Origin of the sequence: Rhodanobacter sp. Root480 (assembly GCF_001426645.1) — a bacterium.
GTDB lineage: Bacteria > Pseudomonadota > Gammaproteobacteria > Xanthomonadales > Rhodanobacteraceae > Rhodanobacter > Rhodanobacter ginsenosidimutans.
On the sequence record NZ_LMEX01000003.1, the window covers coordinates 244,447 to 262,428 of the forward strand.

Here is a 17,982-nt window from a genome sequence, read left to right on the forward strand (position 1 = left end):
AGCTTTCGCTGGGATGACGGGCGGGGGGCTTTCCGGGCGAGTGGTGGTTTGGCCCGCGGCCAGACCTTCAATGCTTTGCTGCATCGCGCTCCACCTCGCCCCATACGCGCAACAGGTTGCCGCCCCACAGCTTGGCGATGTCGGCGTCGCTGAAACCGTGCCGGCGCATCGCGGTGGTGAGGTTGCGGGTTTCGCTGGCGTCGGCCCAGCCGGTGATGCCGCCACCGCCGTCGAAGTCCGACGCGATGCCGACATGGTCGATGCCAGCGACCTGCACCATGTGCCGGATCTGCTCCAGGTACTCGTCCAGCGTGGGCAGCGGATGCTGCTGCTGGATCTGCGCCATGCCGACGGCCATCGCGGGCAGGTAGTCGTGTTTGTCGCTGTCGTACTTCGTGTCGCCGGCGGCTTTCGCCACGGCCTTCTGCAGTTTTTCCTCGGCGGCTTCGCGGGCCGGGTCGTGCTTCAGGAACTCCTTGTACGCCACCGCCTGGATCACGCCGCCCTTGGCGGCGATCGCGCGCAGCAGGTCGTCGGGCAGGTTGCGCGGGTGATCGAGCACGGCGCGCGCGCCGGAGTGCGAGGCGATGATCGGCGCCGTCGACACCTTCAAGGCGTCGCGCACGCAGGCGTCGGAAGCGTGCGATACGTCCACCATCATGCCCAGCTGGTTGGCCCGCTTCACCACGGCGCGGCCGAAGTCGCTCATGCCGGTATCGGCGGCGTCGTTCATCGCCGGCTCGCCGTGTCTGGTATCGGGCTGCGAACTGGTGCACAGGTCGTTGTCGCCGACATGCACCAGGCCTACCGAGCGCGCGCCGCGATCGAACGCGGCGTCCAGGCGATGGATGTCGTGGCCGAGCGAGTAGGCGTTTTCGATCGCGATGGTCGCCGAGAGCAGGCCGGCGTGATGGTTGTCCATCAACTGCTCGGGTGTGGTGGCCAGGCGGATGCGGTCGGGATACATCATCAGCATGCGGCCGATGCCGTCGTATTTCTGGCTGGCCTGTTTCACCGCCTGAGCGTAGCCGGCGGCGTCGAGCTTGTGTTGGGGCACCCAGACCACGAAGAACGCCGCGTCCAATCCGCCGCGCTCCATCTTGCCCAGGTCAACCAGCAGCGGCGTGGGCTTGCCCACGTCGAAGCGCGGCTCGCCCATGTAGTCGAACGGGATGTCGACGTGGCTGTCGATGGTGATCGGCGGGTCCTGCGCCTGGGCGGCGCCCGCAGCCAGTGCGGCGAGGATGGCGAGGCTTGCGATCGTCTTCATGCGGTTTCCCGGTCACGGGCCGGCTTCGACCATAGCCCCGATGGTGTTTGCAGTGTGTGTGGCCCTGGCATGGCCGCACCCTGAAAGAAAAAATGGCGACCCGCTGCAGCGCAGGCGGGTCGCCAAGGGGGAGATGCGTCAGAAATCCAGGCTCACCGTGAGCTGGGCGAAGCGCGGCGACTGGAAGCGGATACCTTCGCCGAAGGTGTCGCTGGTGCTGTCGGAAATGGACGTCTGCAGGTCCTGGTTCACGCCCAGCGTGCGCTGCGAGTTGAGCAGGTTGTACACCGCGAACTTGGCCTTGATGCGGCCGTCGGTGCCGATCGGCTTCTGCCAGCTGATGCTTGCGCCCAAGTCGTAGTTCCATGGCGTGCGGCCGTACTTGCCGCGCGGCGAGCGTTCGTACACGCGCTGCTCGGACGGATACGGCACCGGGTCGCCATCGGCGTCCACCTCGCCCGGGATGAAGCCGCAGTTCTGCACGCAGATGTAATAGCTGTGGTACGAGGTGGCGTCGTACGGATTGCCGCTGCCGAAGCCGGTGACCGGCGTGCCGGAGAGGATCTGCAGATCCGCGCCGAGTTGCCACTGCGGCGTGATGGCATAGGTGCCGCGCAGCTTGATCTGGTGGCGGCGGTCGTTGGGCAGGTAGCCATCGCCGCCGAAGTTGACCCACGGGTCGTCGAAGTTCTCGGTGCGGCCGGTGTCGTCGAAGTTGGTGTCCGAGTTGACCGGGCCTTCCGCATTGCCGCGGCTCCACGATAGCGTGTACGACGCGTTGAACGCCCACTTGTCGTCCCACGCGCGGTCGATCTGGAATTCCATCGCGGTGTAGGTGCGCTTGGGCTTCACCCAGCCGCGCTCGCCCAGGTAGTTGCCGTCGCTGTCGTACATCGCCCAGCCGTGCTTGGCGGTGTCGATGTCCACGTAGCCGTCGGGCGTGCCGTCGCAGTTGGTGTCGCCCCAGATGGAGACCTTGGAGCCGGGGTTGGCCATCACCCACTGCGTGCTCGGGTCGCCATCACTGTCGAGCAGCGGGCCGCAGGGCGTCTGCGTGATGCCCATGTCGTCGATGGCGTTGTGCAGGCGGCGGTAGGTGCCGCTGACGCCCCACGACCATTTGTCGTTGAGCATCTGCTGGAAGCCCAGGATCAACTCGTCCTGGTAGACCTGGTCCATGTCGTGGTCGACCTCCGAGCGCAGGTCGCCCACGCTGCCGTCGCCCTGCGACACATCCACGCCGCCCAGTTGCGGGCCCAGGATCGGCATCGCGTAGGGCGAGCCGTTGCGGTCGCGCGTTTCCCAGCCGTCGAACGCGTAGTAGGTGCGCTCGTCCAGCAGGCCGCCGGCCTGCTTGATGTTGATCACGTTGGCCACCGGCAGGTAATAGCGACCCAGGTTGCCGAACAGCTTGGTGGTGCCGTCGCCGTGCATGTCCCACGAAAAGCCCAGCCGTGGCGCGATCATGTTTTCCATCTTGATGTAGCTGTCGCCATCGCCGGTCTTGTTGTCGAAGCCGTCGCGGCGCAGGCCCAGGTTCAGCAGCACGTTGGGCGTGACCTGCCAGTTGTCCTCGATGTAATAGGCGGAGTTGGTGGTTTCGAACGTGCCGGAGATTTCGTAGCGCCGGGCGCGCACGTAGCCGGTGTAGCCGGCCGGCACCACGCCGCCGCTGGGGTTGGGGATCGAGGAGCCGGGCGCGGCCTGGTAGACGTTGTAGTAGATCGCGCCGGGGCCGGGGTAGTAGCGGTCGTAATCGGAGGTGTTCTTCTCGCTGTCGTAGCCGAAGCGCAGCAGGTGATCGCCCAGCGTCCATTCGAAGTCGGCGCGCGCCTGTTTGCGCACGTCATTGCGTTGGCTCACCGCGCTGTTGGTGGTGCAACCGAGGCCGATGCCCGGCAGCGGGATGTCGCCATCGGTGGCCACGCGGTTGCACTCCAGGTCGCTGAGGCCACGGTTGAACGATTCGCGGTTGTTGCGGCCGTACATCAGCTTCATCGACAAGTCGTTGGTGAGGTAGCTGGTCCAGGTGAGGGCCCAGTTCTTGCCGCCGGTGTCGGTATAGATCTCGTTGGTCTTGCTGCCGATCGTGTCGGTGGCGTAGTCGTAGTCGTAGACGTCGCCGATGTTCTTGTCCTTGTCGGAGAACGCCATGGCGCTCAGCAGGTTGCTGTCGTTGACGTGCCAGTCGATGGTGGCGCCCCAGAAGCCGGTGTCCGAGCCGTTGCTGGTGAGCACGGTGCCGTCGTCGTTGGTGTTGCGCGGGGTGGCACCGCGCGCCTCGTACATCGCGAAGAAGAACAGCTTGTCCTTGACGATCGGGCCGGACACGTAGCCGTTGAGCTTGACCAGCGAGTCGCGGTCCTTGCCGGCGGTGATGTAGCGGGTGCCGTCCGCGCGGTAGTGGTCGTCGGCGCGCGAGTGCCAGTTGCCCGGCTCCAGCGTCATCTCGGTGCCGAAGTGGAAGTCGTTGGTACCCGAGCGCGTCACCGCGTTGATCACGCCGCCGGTGGTGCGGCCGAACTCCACCGAGTAGCCGCCGGTCTTGACCTGGAACTCCTGGTAGAACGCGAACGGCGCCGAGGAGAAGCCGTTGCGGTTGTAGAAGTCGGTGACATTGAGGCCGTTGACGTAGAACGAGTTCTCCGCCACCGACGAGCCGCCGAAGGAGATGCCGCCGAAACCCGCCACGCCCCGATTCACGCCCGGCGCCAGGATCGCCACCGAGGTGATGTTCTGGTCCACCGGGATGCGGCTCAACTGCTCGCGGGTGACATTGGTGGCTGATTCGGTGGAACTCACGTCCACGCCGGGCAGGATGGTGCCGCTGACGCTGATCGCTTCCAGCGCCGTCGCGTTGTCCGCGGCGCCCACGTTGACGGTGGTGGCATTGCCCAGGCTGACGGTGACATTCACCGGGTGCCCCACCGGTGCGCCGTCCTTGCTGCTCTCCAGCGTATAGGTGCCCACCGGCAGGAACGGGAAGCGGTAGTTGCCCTTGGCGTCGGCGGTGACCGAGCGGGTGAAGCCGGTGGCGGTGTTGTTCACCGTGATCACGGCACCGGCGGCGGTATGGCCCACCACGGAACCGTCGTTGCTGCCGGCAAAGGCGGCCGGCACGGCCAGCGACGCCAGGCCAAGGCCCAGCGCCATGCACAGCACGGTCCTGCGTAGCTTGCGGTTGTTGCTGTTCATACCCCTTCTCCCCATCGACGCCGTCGATGCCTCTTTATGAAAGCTGCTGGTTAGTTGCTTTTGCGTCCCTGCGTCGCTGCCTGGATCTGCCAATCGAAGCCGTAATCCCACTGGTCGAAGTAGAGGTTGCCCCCGCGCCACTCCACTTCGCCGCGCTGCGAGTCCACGTTGTCGGACCGGAAATGCTGCTTCGGCGGCACGAACGTGCGGCCGTAGTCGTTGTTGAATGCGATGCGGTAGTTGTCGAGGCCGCCGAGGTAGAACCACGCCAGCGCCTGGTCGTCGCCGGCGCCGGGCTGCAGCCGGCCGGTGGTCACGTCCATCGGCACCCAGCCGTACGGCGCCAGGTACAGATAGCCCCAGTCGTGGATGTTGCTGTAATCGGTGCCGTCGTCCGAAAACACCATCCCGGACTGCCAGCGCGTGGGGATGCCGTTGAGCCGCAGCAGGGTCATCAGCAGCAGGGCCTGCTGGCCGCAATCGGCGTGGCCGGCGTGCAGCGCGTAGTCGCTGATGTTGCTGATGGTGGAGTACTCGCGCGCGCCGGCCCAGGGAATCCTGTCGACCGCGGCGAACAGTTTCTGCGCGATGCGGTACGGGTTCTTCTCGTCGCCAACGACCTTGCGCGAGAACGCGCGCATCGCATCGGTGAACACGATGTGCGGCGGACGCTCGGCCAGGTACGGCGCCAGTTCGGCCTCCGCGTGGGCCGTGCCGTGGACGGGGAAGATGGAGCAGGGCGCTGCATCGTCGTGACCATCCCTGCACTGCACGGCTTCCGCGCTGGCGGCGGAGAGCGGTGTCACCCTGGCCGGGTCGATGGCGTGGTATTGGGCAAACAGGGTCAGCTCGTAGGTCACCGAGAATGCGGTCTTCTTTCCCGCCACCACGGGCTGCTCCAGGTACACCGTGCGCTGCAGGGCGGACGCGGGCGCGATGCGATGCTGCGCCGGCATGCTGGCGATGTAGCGGATGTCCTGCTGCTGGCCCGGCACCGCCTGCGGGTAGGGAATCCACGCGCGCACGGTTTCACCGGCGGGCACGGCGTCGACATCCACGGTAAGCGTTTGCGTCATGCGCACGCGGCGCGGCAGCACGCTGCTGCGGTGTTCGGCCAGCGCAGCGTGGTAGATCGCGCGCTGCGCGTCGTTCAACGATTCCATCGGGCCGTCGGTGATCGGCGTCTGCACCGCGCGCCGCGCCACCGCCTCGGGGCTGAGCCGGAACAGGTTGCCCGGCGAGCGCTTGAAGTACAGCGTGCGGCCGTCGATGACCTGGTGTTCGAACAGGCCGGCCGCGTTCCATTTGGCGAACTCGGCGTCGGTGAGGTCGGGGATCTGCTTGCGTACGCGCGCCTCGACGTCGTCGGCGTCGAGGGTGAAGTCGAGCAGGATGCGGCGCATGCGTTCGCGCTGGAACGCCAGCGCGTGCCGCCGCTCGGTGGAAAGCTGCGGCTGGGCCAGCGCGCGGTCGATCGCCGCCTGCGCCTCGTGGAAATGCCCGGCGTCGATCTGCGCGATGATGGGCGCCATTGCGCGGTTGTCATCCTGCGAGCTGGCCAGCAGCGGGCCGGCGAACAGCAGCGCGAGCAGCGCCAGCGCCAGACGCCGCCCACGTGGTTTCACTGCGACAGGTAACCGTGAGTGCATCGCGCCATGCCCGCCTTGAAGACCCCAGATGCGGCTGTGTAACACGCTTGCAAATGCTGGTCAATAATTTATGCTTCGATTGAACTTGAAAAGAATCACCTATTCCTTGGCGGCGCAAACCGGCCCGTTGCCGCGCATCGGCGAACGGCCCACAAGGGGACGCATGTGATCCAAACGGTCTGGCCCTACCTGGCGGTGATGCTGTTGGCCGCCGGGCTGTTTCCGGCGGTCGAACGGCGTACCGGCTGGAAGCTGTTTTCGGTGTTGCCGCCGATCGTGCTGACCTACCTGCTGGTCACCGCGTTGGCGGTGTCGGGGCTGTGGCAGGTCAACGCGGAGATCCATGCGGCGCAATCGATGCTGGTGTCGCATCTGGTGCCGGCGCTGCTGTTCCTGTTGATGATCAATTGCGACCTGCGCGCGATCTGGGCGCTGGGCCCTCGCGTGCTGGCCGTGTTTGCCTGCACGTCGGTGAGCCTGTTCGTGGCGTTCATCAGCACTTTCCTGATCTACCGTGGCTGGCTGCCGGGCGATACCTGGCAGCCGCTGGCGGCGCTGAGCGGCAGCTGGGTGGGCGGCACCGCCAACATGATCGCGGTGAAGCAGTCGATCGGCATGTCGGACGCGCTGCTGGCGATGTCGCTGCTGACCGATGCGCTGTGCTACTCGATGTGGGTGGTGGTGCTGTTTTCGGTGGCACGGCTGGCGCCGGCGTTCAACCGCTGGACTGGCGCGAAATCCAGTGGCGATCTGGAGGTGGCGGCGGCGAAACCGACCGGGCCCACCACGCCGGAAAGCGTGCTGCTGTGGCTGGGCATGGCCTTGCTGGCGGCCGCGCTGGCCGGCTGGCTGGCAACGAAACTGCCCACCTCCAGCATGCTCAGCGCCACCACCTGGACCATCCTGCTGGCCACCGGCGCGGGCCTGGTGGTGGCGCATACGCCATTGGCGCGCTACCCCGGTGCGGGCACGATTTCCGGTGCGCTGTTGATCAGCGTGGTGGCGGTGCTGGCCTCGCAAAGCAACTTCCATGGCATCGCCGCCGCGCCGCTGTACCTGCTGTGCGGTGTCACCGTCATCGCAATCCACGCGGTGCTGCTGGTGGGTTTCGCCAAGCTGTTCCGCTTCGATCTGTTCCTGTGCGGCATCGCTTCGCTGGCGCATATCGGCGGCGTGGCGGCCACACCGATCCTGGCGGCCAGTTACTCAAAATCGCTGGTGCCGGTGGGGATTCTGCTGGCTCTGCTGGGCTATATCCTCGGTACCGGCTTTGGCATTGTGGTGGCGCATCTGATGTCGATGATGGCGCTCGGTTGAACTTCTACAGGACCCGGATGATGCGATTGCCCTTACTCGTTTCCCTGCTGACGTTCGCCTTCGTTGCTACGCCGGTGCCGGCGCGTCAGGCACCATCCACCTTGACGGTGCCGCCCTCGGGCGTGCTGGGCGTGGGCGAGGCGCAATTGACGCCCGCGTTCTGGATCGGTCTGCAAGCCCAGCCGGACCGGGTGATCCTGGATAGCGCGGCGATCGCGGCGCAGAACGCGAAGCTGCTGCAGCGCGATCCGTCGATGCACGACCTGCGCGCCCTGCCGACCACACTGGATCGCGCGCGGGTGACGGGCTGGATCAAGCCGTTGTCCACGCTGCCCGCGCATCCGTTGTACGACGTCAATGGCAAGCCGGTACCCGCCTCTGCGCTGCAGGCGATAGCTGCCAACGCGGCGCTGGACGCGATCCCCGCGCAACAGGAAACCCGCTATGGCCTGGTGGTGCACCGTGCCGCGCTGCGCGGCTTTCCCACCACGCTGCGGGTGTTCAGTTCCGACGACGACACCGACATCGACCGCTTCCAGGAGACTGCGGAATTCCCCGGCACTCCGGTGGTGATCGCGCACACCAGCGCCGACGGCAAGTGGCTGTTCGTGGTCAGCCCGCGCTACGCGGCGTGGACCGGGAAGGAGAACGTGGCCGAAGGCAGCGCGGCGCAAGTGTTCGGCTATGCCGACAAGAAACCGTATCGCGTGGTGACGGGCGCCAGCGTGCGCACCGTCTTCACCCGCGAGCAGCCGGCGCTGTCGCAGCTGCAACTGGACATGGGTACGCGCGTGCCGCTGCTGACCGGCCTGCCGCCGGACCAGCCGGTGAACGGGCAGACGCCATACACCTCGCACGTGCTGCAACTGCCGCTGCGCGGCGCCGACGGCAAACTGCAATTCGCTCCCGCGCTGCTGCAGAAAAACACCGACACCGCCGCCGACTACCTGCCGCTGACCCGCGCCAACCTGATCCGCCAGGCGTTCAAGTTCCTGGGTGAACGCTACGGCTGGGGTCATGCCTACGACGGCCGCGACTGCAGCGGTTTCGTGTCGGACGTCTATCGCAGCATGGGCGTGCAGATGCCGCGCAACACCAGCAAGCAGGCGATCAGCCCCGCGCTGGCGCATCGCGTGTTCACCGACAAGGACAGCCGCCAGGATCGCATCGCGGCGGCGTACGCGCTGCAGACGGGCGACCTCGTCTACATCCCCGGCCACGTGATGATGGTGCTGGGTCAGTTCAACGGCCAGCCGTACGTGATCCACGACGTGGGCGGCATGAGTTACCGCAAGGCCGACGGCAGCCGGGCGCGGGTCAAGCTCAACGCGGTCTCGGTGACACCGCTGCTGCCGCTGCTGTTCAACGACAAGCAGACGTTTGTCGATCGCATGACCAGCATCGTGCGCATCCGCCCCTAGCCGCATCACGAAGAAAAGTTCGAGGACACGGATTCCATGAAGGCTTACGAATGAAGATCACCGACATCAAGTTCGGCATGTTGCGGGTGCCGCTGAAAACGCCGTTCAAGACCGCGTTGCGCACCGTCAACATGGTCGAGGACATCGTGGTGATGGTGCACACCGACAGCGGCAACGTCGGCTACGGCGAGGCGCCGGCCACGGCCGTGATCACCGGCGACACGCACGGCTCGATCATCGACGCGATCCGCCATTACATCTCGCCGCGGCTGATCGGCCAGGACATCGCCGACCTCAACCACCTCACCCAGCTGATCCAGGGCGCGATGGAGAAGAACACCAGCGCCAAGGCGGCGGTGGAAATCGCCATCTACGACCTGTGGGGTCAGCTCTACGGCGCGCCGCTGTACAAGTTGCTGGGCGGCGGCGACCCGGTGATCACCACCGACATCACCATCAGTGTCGACTACATCGACAAGATGGTGGCCGACTCGGTGGAGGCGGTGGAGCGCGGCTTCGAGTCGCTGAAAATCAAGGTGGGCAAGGACATCGGCGTGGACATCGACCGGGTCAAGGCGATCTACGCGGCGGTGGAAGGGCGCGCGTTGTTGCGGCTGGATGCCAACCAGGGATGGACGGCCAAACAGGCGGTGTATGCGCTGCAGACGCTGGAGGATGCCGGCATCAAGCTGGAGCTGATCGAGCAGCCGGTGAAGGCGCGCGACCTGGCCGGCATGCGCTACGTCACCGAGCGCGTGCACACACCGGTGATGGCCGACGAAAGCGTGTTCGGCCCGATGGAGGTGATCGAGCTGATCCGCCTGCGCGCGGCCGACATCATCAACATCAAGCTGATGAAAACCGGCGGCATCTCCAACGCGGTGAAGATCGCCGACATCGCCGCGATGTACGGCGTGGAATGCATGATCGGCTGCATGCTGGAAAGCAGCATCAGCGTGGCCGCCGCCGTGCACGTGGCGGTGGCCAAGTCCGGCGTGATCACCAAGATCGACCTGGACGGCCCGTCGCTGTCGCAATTCAACCCGGTCGACGGTGGGGTAACCTTCAACGAATCGGAGATCTCGGTGACGGACGCGCCCGGTCTGGGCATTCGCGAGATCAGGGGATTGGAGGAGATCGAAGCCTGATGTCGCCACTGGTCAAAATCCGTTCCGAGCGCGACCGGATGTCGGCGGTGGAGCGGCGCATCGCCGACTTCATCCTGGAAAACGCGCAACTGCTGCGCGACTACTCCTCGCAGCAGCTGGCGAATGCCCTGGGCATCAGCCAGTCCAGCGTGGTGAAGTTCACCCAGAAGCTGGGCTACAAGGGCTATCCCGACCTGAAGTATTCCGTGGGCGAGGCCAATGCCCGCGCCGACAACGGCGATGCGCCGGCACATGCCGCAGCACCCGATGGCGAATCGCCCGGCGTGTTTGCCGGCAACCTGTGGCGGCGCAAGTCGGAGGCGGAGGAGGCCACCCGCCTGATCAATCCGGCGGAAACCATCGAGGCCGTCGCCGCCGCCATCGGCCAGGCCGGCCAGAACGGCAAGGTGTTCATCATCGGCCTGGGCGAGGACGACATCTACGCCCGCGGCTTTGCGCTGAAGCTGTCGCTGCTGGGCATCCTCACCGTGCACAACTTCGACACCGCGCGGATGACCGCCAACGTGTCCGCCGCCAGCGCGGGCGACGTGCTGCTGGTGTTTTCCGAGCACGGCAACCATCAGGCCTTGTGCAAGATCGCGCGCTATTTCCGCGAACGCCGTGGCCAGGTGATCACCGTGACGCGGCACACCGCCAACCCGCTGCGCACGCTGGCCGACATCGCGTTGGTGGTGTCGGCGCATGACGAGCTGCCGTACATCCAGCCGCTGCTGTACCAATCGGCGTTGCAGCACCTGCTCGATGGCCTGTTCGTCCTGCTGTGCGAAGGCCATGACGATCGCCATGCCCAATTGCTGGCCAACCTCGACCGCATCCAGCTGATGCTGGAGCCTTGATTTGGCCGTCCATGCCTCCCTGCTGACCCTCCGCTTGAGCCCCTCTCCCTCCGGGAGAGGGGTTGGGGTGAGGGTTCGGCAAGTCCGCACATTCCGCTCCGTCCGAACCCTCACCCCTGCCCCTCTCTCGAAGGGAGAGAGGTTCCTTCAAGCGAGGTCGCCGTAGCCCATGCGCCACTTTTCCCTGCCGGCCGTTCTTGCGTTCGCCCTCATCGGTGCGGGTCATGCCGGCACGTCGAGCGTCCCCTGGCACGACGCCCGCCAGATGATCGTGGTGACCACCGCCGACTGGAACGCCGACCACGGCATCCTGCGTACGTTCGAACGAAGGCACGGCCGTTGGCAGATGGCGAAAAGCGCCATGCCGGTGACGATCGGCAAGAACGGCGCGGGCTGGGGCCTGGGGTTGAACGCGGCGCAAAGTGGCGGGCCGGTGAAGCGCGAGGGCGATAACCGCAGTCCGGCCGGTGTGTTCCGCATCGGCGAGGCCTTCGGCTACGCGGCCCATGCCGACACCGCCATGCCGTATCGCGCGCTGAGCGCCAGCGACTGGTGCGTCGATGTCAGCACCTCGCCGCAATACAACCGCATCGTCGACGCCAAGGTGGTGGGCGCCGCGGCGGTGAAAGGCGCCAGCGAGCCGATGCGGCGCGACCTGCATTTCAATGGCGACCAGCGTTATCGCCAGGGCTTCGTGATCGAACACAACCCCGACGCGAAACCACAGGCGGGTAGCTGCATTTTTGCCCACCTGTGGAAATCACCCACCGCGGCCACCGCCGGTTGCACCGCGATGACGCCGGCGGTAATGCAGTCGCTGCTGGCCTGGCTGAAGCCGCAGGATCATCCGGTGTTCGTGTTGTTGCCGCAGGCCGAGTACCGGCGTCTGCGTTCCAGCTGGCAATTGCCGGCGCTTGCCGCCGGGGAGGCGCGGTGAATGCCACCGCCCGCGTCCTGATCGGCCTCGCCGCCGGCGCGGTGATCGGCCTGGTGCTCGCAGGCTGGCATCCGGCCGTGGCCATCCAGGTGGCCAATGTAGTGCAGCCGATCGGTAAGCTGTGGTTGAACGCGTTGCAGATGACAGTGGTGCCGCTGGTATTGGCGCTGGTGGTGCTGGGCGTGAACACGGCCAGCGACGCGGCCGCTTCGGGCCGCATCGCGCGGCGCGCCATCGTGGTGTTCATCGTGGTGCTGACTGGCGGCGCGCTGTTTGCCGCGTTCGCCGCGCCTTTCGTGTTTTCGCTGTTTGCGCACGACCCGGCGCTGACCGCCGCGCTGGGCCACGCGGCCTTGCCCACGGCGGCGCAGGCCGCGCCGGTCGACTGGGTGGATGCGCTCACCGCCATCGTGCCGCACAACGCGATCATGGCCGCGGCGCAAAGTGCGATGCTGCCGCTGGTGGTGTTTGCGCTGTTCCTGGGTTTTGCCTTGACCCATGTGTCGGTGGAGCGCCGCGCGTTGCTGCTGGATTTCTTCCAGGCGATTGCCGACGCAATGATCGTGATCGTGCGCTGGGTGTTGTGGGCGGCGCCGCTGGGCGTGTTCGCGCTGATCCTGTCGGTGTGCGCGCGTTCGGGTCTGGGCATGCTCAGCGCGCTGGGCATGTACGTGCTGGTGGAGTGCCTGCTGTACCTGTCGGTTACCGTGATGATGCTGCCGCTGGCGGTGGGTTTCGGTGGCGAGCGCTGGCGCCGCTTCGCGCTGGCGCTGGTGCCGCCGCAGGTGGTGGCGATCAGCACGCAGTCGTCGCTGGCCTCGCTGCCGGCGATGCTGGAAAGCGCCGATCGCCGGCTGGGCTATCCCAAGGCGGTGGCCGGCCTGGTGCTGCCGATGGCGGTCACCCTGTTTCGCCTCACTAGCCCGGTGCAGTACATGACCTCCGCCGCGTTCATCGCCTGGGCCTACGGCGTGGACCTGTCCACCGCGCAACTCATCGCCGGTGCGCTGCTGGCGGTGGTGGTGAGCCTGGGTTCGGTGGGCCTGCCCGGCCAGGTCACCTTCATCGCCACCAACCTGCCCGTGGCGCAGGCAATGGGCCTGCCACTGAGCCCGCTGGGCCTGATGCTGGCAGTGGACACCATCCCTGATGCGCTGGCCACGCTGGGCAATGTCACCGGCGACCTGACCGCCACCAGCGTGGTGGCGCGGCAGTCGCGCAACGACACGGCGCCGGCGCCCGATCTGCTGTAAGGCGCTGGATCGCGATCGCATCGTCAACTGTTGCGTGGAGTACGTACCCGACGGCGTGAGGGCGGGAGTTCACCCATTCGAAACGCAGGCCGGGCGCATCATCCTTATGACGTCCACTTCAGTTTTTGGGCCGCCGCCTAATCAACAGATCACCGCCATCCGTGGGCTCAGCGCCGTCAGCCGCCCATGATGCTTCCTCACGTTTCGCGCCAGGAGTGCCAACGCCATGACCGACCACCCCGTCCCCTCCGACGAAACGCTGCAGGACCATCTCCGCGCGCTGCTGCCGCGGCTGGAGGCGCTGTACACCGATATCCACGCGCATCCGGAATTGTCGATGCAGGAAACCCGCACCGCGGGCCTGGCCGCCGAGCACCTGCGCGCGGCCGGCTATGAAGTCACCACCGGCGTCGGCAAGACCGGCGTGGTCGGCCTGTTGCGCAATGGCAACGGGCCGGTGGTGATGCTGCGCGCGGACATGGATGCGCTGCCGGTGCAGGAAGCCACCGACGCGCCGTACGCCAGCAAGGTCACGGCGGTCGATCACGAAGGCAACACCGTGCCGGTGATGCACGCCTGCGGCCATGACATGCACGTCGCCTGGCTGGTCGGCGCCACCACCTTGATGGCGCAGCATCGCGACAGTTGGCAGGGCACGCTGATGGCGGTGTTCCAGCCGGCGGAGGAAACCGCGCAAGGGGCGCAGGCGATGATCGACGACGGCCTGTTCCAGCGTTTCCCGAAACCCGACGTGGTGCTGGGCCAGCACGTGATGGTGGGCCCGGCGGGTGCCATCGGCGGGCGCAAGGGCGTGATCACCTCGGCCGCCGACAGCCTGCAGATCCGCCTGTTCGGGCGCGGCGCGCACGGCTCGATGCCGCAGGCCAGCATCGACCCGGTGGTGATGGCGGCATCGACGGTGCTGCGGCTGCAGACCATCGTGGCGCGCGAGCTGGCGCCGACCGAGGCGGCGGTGCTCACGATCGGCTCGCTGCAGGCCGGCACCAAGGAAAACGTGATCCCCGACGAGGCCATCATCAAGCTCAACGTGCGCACCTTCGACGAAGGCGTGCGCAAGCGCGTGCTGGCCGCGATCACCCGCATCGTCAACGCCGAGGCGGCGGCCTCGGGTGCGCCGAAGCCGCCGGAAATCACGCCGCTGGACAATTACTCGTTGGTGACCAACGACGACGACGCCACCACCAGGGTGGTCGATGCGTTCCGCAAGCACTTCCCGGCCGGGCGCATCCGCGAGACCGGGCCCACCTCGGCCAGCGAGGATTTCGGCTCGTTCGGTGCCGCGTGGAAGGTGCCGTCGGTGTTCTGGTTCGTCGGCAGCACCGACCCGGACGTCTACGCGAAGGCGAAGGTCGAGAACCGGCTCAACGAAATCCCGACCAACCACAACCCGCGCTTCCTGCCGGTACTCCACCCGACCCTGGAGGTCGGCGTGGAAACGCTGATGGTGGCCGCGCGGGCGTGGTTGTCGACAGCACGCTGAGCATGGAACACGCGACGCTCGCCACCCAGGCCGTGCTGCCCATCCTGCTGCAGCTGCTGGATCTGGGCGGCACCTTCGTCTTCGCCATCAGCGGCGCGATGGTCGCGGTCAGGCATCGGCTCGACATCTTCGGCGTGCTGGTGCTGGCATTCGCGGCGGGCAATGCGGGCGGCATCACGCGCGACCTGATGATCGGCGCGGTGCCACCGGCGGCGATTGCCGACCTGAAGTATGCCGGCGTGTCCGCGCTGGCCGGGTTGATCACCTTCTTCTGGTATCCGATGACCAACCGCCTGCGCAATGACGTGTTGTGGCTGGATGCGGTCGGGCTGGCGTTCTTCGCCGTAGCCGGCGCGCAGAAGGCGCTGGCCCACGGCATCGATCCGGTGATGGCGGCGCTGCTGGGCATGGTGACCGGCATCGGCGGCGGCATGCTGCGCGACGTGCTGGTGTCCGGCATCCCCACCGTGTTGCGCGCCGACCTGTATGCGCTGGCGGCGCTGGCCGGCGCCAGCGTGGTGGTGAGCGCCCACCTGCTGCACCTCTCGCCGATGCTGGCCGCCGTGGCCGGCGGCGGCGTCTGTTTCGCGCTGCGTTTCATGGCGATCCGGCATGGCTGGCACCTGCCGACCTCACGGCCGGCGCCTGCATCGGATGCGCCGCACCACCGGCACCACGATCAGGATCGCTGAAGGCGAAGCCCGAACTGGCTTGTGCCGATGCGCTGAAACATGAAATGAAACCGCGCTTCCCTGCGGCGCGCCATGAGGCATCAGCAAGCCGGCGGTGAGGGCCGGGGGAGTCCCGTGACTACGTTCAAGGCCGGATGCATGCGAAAATGGCCGTCTTGCACGGACTTTGCGATCAGCAGGCGCGCCGGTCCTGGCGGGATCGGCGGCTGCGGCGAGACCGTGGTAAAGATAGACAGGCAATCACTGGGACGCGCTCGAAATGCTTCTGATGATCGACAACTACGACAGCTTTACCTACAACCTCGTGCAGTACCTGGGCGAGCTGGGGCAGGAGGTGAAGGTGGTGCGCAATGATGCGCTGGACGTGGCCGGCATCCGTGCGCTGCGGCCCGAGCACATCATGATCTCGCCGGGGCCGGGCACGCCGGACGACGCCGGGGTGACGCTGGATCTGCTGCGCGGCCTGGCCGGCGAGATTCCGGTGTTCGGCGTGTGCCTGGGGCATCAGGCGATCGGACAGGCGTTCGGCGGCAAGGTGATTCGCGCCAAGCAGATCATGCACGGCAAGATTTCGCCGGTGCGCCATCGCGGGCAGGGCGTGTTCGCGGGTCTTCCCGATCCGTTCGAGGCCACGCGTTACCACTCGCTGGTGGTGGAGCAGTCGTCGCTGCCCGATTGCCTGGACGTTACCGCGTGGACGGAAAATGCGGATGGCTCGATCGACGAGATCATGGGCCTGCGCCACAAGGCGCTGCCGATCGAAGGCGTGCAGTTCCATCCCGAGTCGATCCTGACCCAGCACGGCCACGACCTGCTGCGCAATTTCCTCGGCCTGCCGCTGAAGCTGGCGGCATGAGCATGCCGGCCGAGGACATGGCGATCACGCCACGCGAAGCGCTGCAACGCACGATCGAACACCGCGAGATTTTCCACGACGAGATGATCTCGCTGATGCGCCAGATCATGCGCGGCGAGGTGAGCGCGCTGATGACGGCGGCAATCATCACCGGCCTGCGGGTGAAGAAGGAAACTATCGGCGAGATCACCGGCGCGGCGCGGGTGATGCGCGAGCTGTCGCTGAAAGTGCCGCTGGCAGGCACTGACGATCGCCACCTGCTGGACATCGTGGGCACCGGCGGCGACGGCGCGTCCAGCTTCAACATCTCCACCGCCTCGATGTTCGTGGCGGCGGCGGCCGGCGCGCGGGTGGCCAAGCATGGCGGGCGCAGCGTGTCGTCGAAATCCGGCAGCGCCGACGTGCTGGAGGCGCTGGGTGCGGTGATCGACCTGAATCCCGCGCAGGTCGCCCAGTGCATGGCCGAGACCGACATCGGCTTCATGTTCGCGCCCAACCATCACCCGGCCATGAAGATCGTGGCACCGGTGCGCAAGGAAATGGGCGTGCGCACGCTGTTCAACATCCTGGGCCCGCTGACCAATCCGGCCGGCGCGCCGAACATCCTGATGGGCGTGTTCCATCCCGACCTGGTTGGCATCCAGATCCGCGTGCTGCAGGCGCTGGGCGCGCAGCAGGCGCTGGTGGTGTGGGGCCGCGACGGGATGGACGAGATCTCGCTGGGCGCCTGCACGCTGGTGGGCGAACTGCGCGATGGCGTGGTGCGCGAGTATGAGGTGGAGCCGGAGGATTTCGGCCTGGCCATGGCCTCCAGCCGCAACCTCAAGGTGGAGGACGCGCAGGAATCGAAGGCGATGCTGCTGCAGGCGCTCGCCGGCGAGCCGGGCGTACCGCATGACATTGTCTGCCTCAATGCTGGCGCGGCGCTGTACGCCGCCGGCGTGGCCGACAGTATCGGCGCCGGCATCGAACAGGCCCGAGCCACGATTGCCAGTGGCGCCGCCCGTGCGAAAATGGACGCGTTCATCGCCACGACCCGCCGCCTTGCCGGTTTGTCCTAGCGCCTTACCCGAATAGCGAGCACGCCATGACCGATATCCTCAACCGGATTCTCGCCCGCAAGCAGGAAGAAATCGCCGAGCGCAGCGCCCAGCTGTCGGTGGCCGAGCTGACCGCGCGCATCGCGGATCTGCCTGCCACGCGCGGCTTTGCCGCGGCGATGGAGGCGAAGATCGATGCGGGCCTGCCGGCGGTGATCGCCGAGGTGAAAAAGGCCAGCCCCAGCAAGGGCGTGATCCGCGCCAATTTCGATCCGGCCGCCATCGCACGCAGCTACGAGGCCGCCGGGGCCGCCTGCCTGTCCGTGCTTACCGACAAGGATTTCTTCCAGGGCAGCGAGGCGTTCCTGCAGCAGGCGCGTGCCAACTGCTCGCTGCCGCTGCTGCGCAAGGATTTCATCATCGACCCCTACCAGGTGCATGAGGCCCGCGCGATCGGCGCCGACTGCATCCTGCTGATCGTGTCCGCGCTGGATGACGACGTGCTGCTGGAACTTTCGCTGCTGGCGTCCGAGCTGGATCTGGACGTGTTGTGCGAAGTGCACGACGAGGACGAACTGGAGCGCGCGCTGGCCTTGCCGGTGCCGCTGATCGGCGTCAACAACCGCAACCTGCGCACGTTCGAGACCTCGCTGGAAACCACGCTGTCATTGCAGGCGCTGATGGAATACGACCGCATCATGGTGGCCGAGTCGGGCATCCACACGCCGGATGACGTGGCGCGTTTGCGCGAGGGTGGCGTGCAGGCGTTCCTGGTTGGCGAAGCGTTCATGCGGGCGGAGAACCCCGGCAGCGAATTGCAGCGGCTGTTCGCCACCGCCTGATCGC

14 protein-coding genes are annotated in these 17,982 nt (G+C 66.7%); 11 read left to right on the top strand and 3 right to left on the bottom strand.

What is annotated here, in order from left to right; translation table 11 throughout:
* Positions 1–67: 67 nt before the first annotated feature.
* The 3 genes from ASD22_RS13845 to ASD22_RS13855 form a co-directional block, all read right to left on the bottom strand.
* Positions 68–1,270 (bottom strand): dipeptidase, encoded by a 1,203-nt coding sequence (locus ASD22_RS13845; RefSeq protein ID WP_056084801.1) that lies wholly within the window; start codon positions 1,268–1,270, stop codon positions 68–70.
* 138 nt (positions 1,271–1,408) lie between these two features.
* A complete protein-coding gene (locus tag ASD22_RS13850; protein ID WP_056084804.1) occupies positions 1,409–4,465 on the bottom strand; it encodes a TonB-dependent receptor in 3,057 nt (1,018 codons plus the stop codon).
* A 50-nt stretch (positions 4,466–4,515) separates the two neighbouring features.
* Entirely contained in the window at positions 4,516–6,114 is a 1,599-nt protein-coding gene (locus ASD22_RS13855; protein ID WP_056084807.1) for a transglutaminase domain-containing protein, read from the bottom strand.
* 165 nt (positions 6,115–6,279) lie between these two features.
* Between ASD22_RS13855 and ASD22_RS13860 the strand changes: the two genes are divergently transcribed.
* From ASD22_RS13860 to trpC, 11 genes are all read left to right on the top strand, one after another.
* Complete coding sequence (locus ASD22_RS13860) at positions 6,280–7,431, top strand: DUF819 family protein (protein WP_056084811.1); 1,152 nt, start codon at positions 6,280–6,282, stop codon at positions 7,429–7,431.
* A 20-nt stretch (positions 7,432–7,451) separates the two neighbouring features.
* The gene (locus ASD22_RS13865; RefSeq protein WP_056085173.1) at positions 7,452–8,852 is read left to right on the top strand and encodes an SH3 domain-containing protein; all 1,401 of its coding nucleotides are present in this window, start codon (positions 7,452–7,454) and stop codon (positions 8,850–8,852) included.
* Between the two features lie 50 nt (positions 8,853–8,902).
* The gene (locus ASD22_RS13870) at positions 8,903–10,000 is read left to right on the top strand and encodes a dipeptide epimerase (protein WP_056084813.1); all 1,098 of its coding nucleotides are present in this window, start codon (positions 8,903–8,905) and stop codon (positions 9,998–10,000) included.
* Positions 10,000–10,857 carry a MurR/RpiR family transcriptional regulator gene (locus tag ASD22_RS13875; protein ID WP_056084819.1) on the top strand — a complete coding sequence of 286 codons (858 nt, stop codon included), beginning with the start codon at positions 10,000–10,002 and terminating at the stop codon, positions 10,855–10,857. The genes ASD22_RS13870 and ASD22_RS13875 overlap by 1 nt, the downstream gene beginning before the upstream one ends.
* A 169-nt stretch (positions 10,858–11,026) precedes the next feature.
* Positions 11,027–11,794, top strand: a complete 768-nt coding sequence (locus tag ASD22_RS13880) for a L,D-transpeptidase family protein (protein WP_056084821.1) — start codon at positions 11,027–11,029, stop codon at positions 11,792–11,794.
* On the top strand, positions 11,791–13,047 hold the full coding sequence (locus tag ASD22_RS13885) for a dicarboxylate/amino acid:cation symporter (protein WP_056084823.1): 1,257 nt from the start codon (positions 11,791–11,793) through the stop codon (positions 13,045–13,047). The genes ASD22_RS13880 and ASD22_RS13885 overlap by 4 nt, the downstream gene beginning before the upstream one ends.
* Before the next feature lie 226 nt (positions 13,048–13,273).
* Entirely contained in the window at positions 13,274–14,548 is a 1,275-nt protein-coding gene (locus ASD22_RS13890; RefSeq protein WP_056084826.1) for a M20 family metallopeptidase, read from the top strand.
* Positions 14,549–14,583: 35 nt separating this feature from the next.
* A complete protein-coding gene (locus tag ASD22_RS13895) occupies positions 14,584–15,240 on the top strand; it encodes a trimeric intracellular cation channel family protein (RefSeq protein WP_200945418.1) in 657 nt (218 codons plus the stop codon).
* A gap of 259 nt (positions 15,241–15,499) precedes the next feature.
* The gene (locus ASD22_RS13900; protein WP_007081216.1) at positions 15,500–16,096 is read left to right on the top strand and encodes an aminodeoxychorismate/anthranilate synthase component II; all 597 of its coding nucleotides are present in this window, start codon (positions 15,500–15,502) and stop codon (positions 16,094–16,096) included.
* Positions 16,093–17,157 carry an anthranilate phosphoribosyltransferase gene (gene trpD / locus ASD22_RS13905; protein WP_235577648.1) on the top strand — a complete coding sequence of 355 codons (1,065 nt, stop codon included), beginning with the start codon at positions 16,093–16,095 and terminating at the stop codon, positions 17,155–17,157. The genes ASD22_RS13900 and trpD overlap by 4 nt, the downstream gene beginning before the upstream one ends.
* 26 nt (positions 17,158–17,183) lie before the next feature.
* Positions 17,184–17,978 (top strand): indole-3-glycerol phosphate synthase TrpC, encoded by a 795-nt coding sequence (trpC, locus tag ASD22_RS13910; RefSeq protein ID WP_056084834.1) that lies wholly within the window; start codon positions 17,184–17,186, stop codon positions 17,976–17,978.
* Positions 17,979–17,982: the final 4 nt, after the last annotated feature.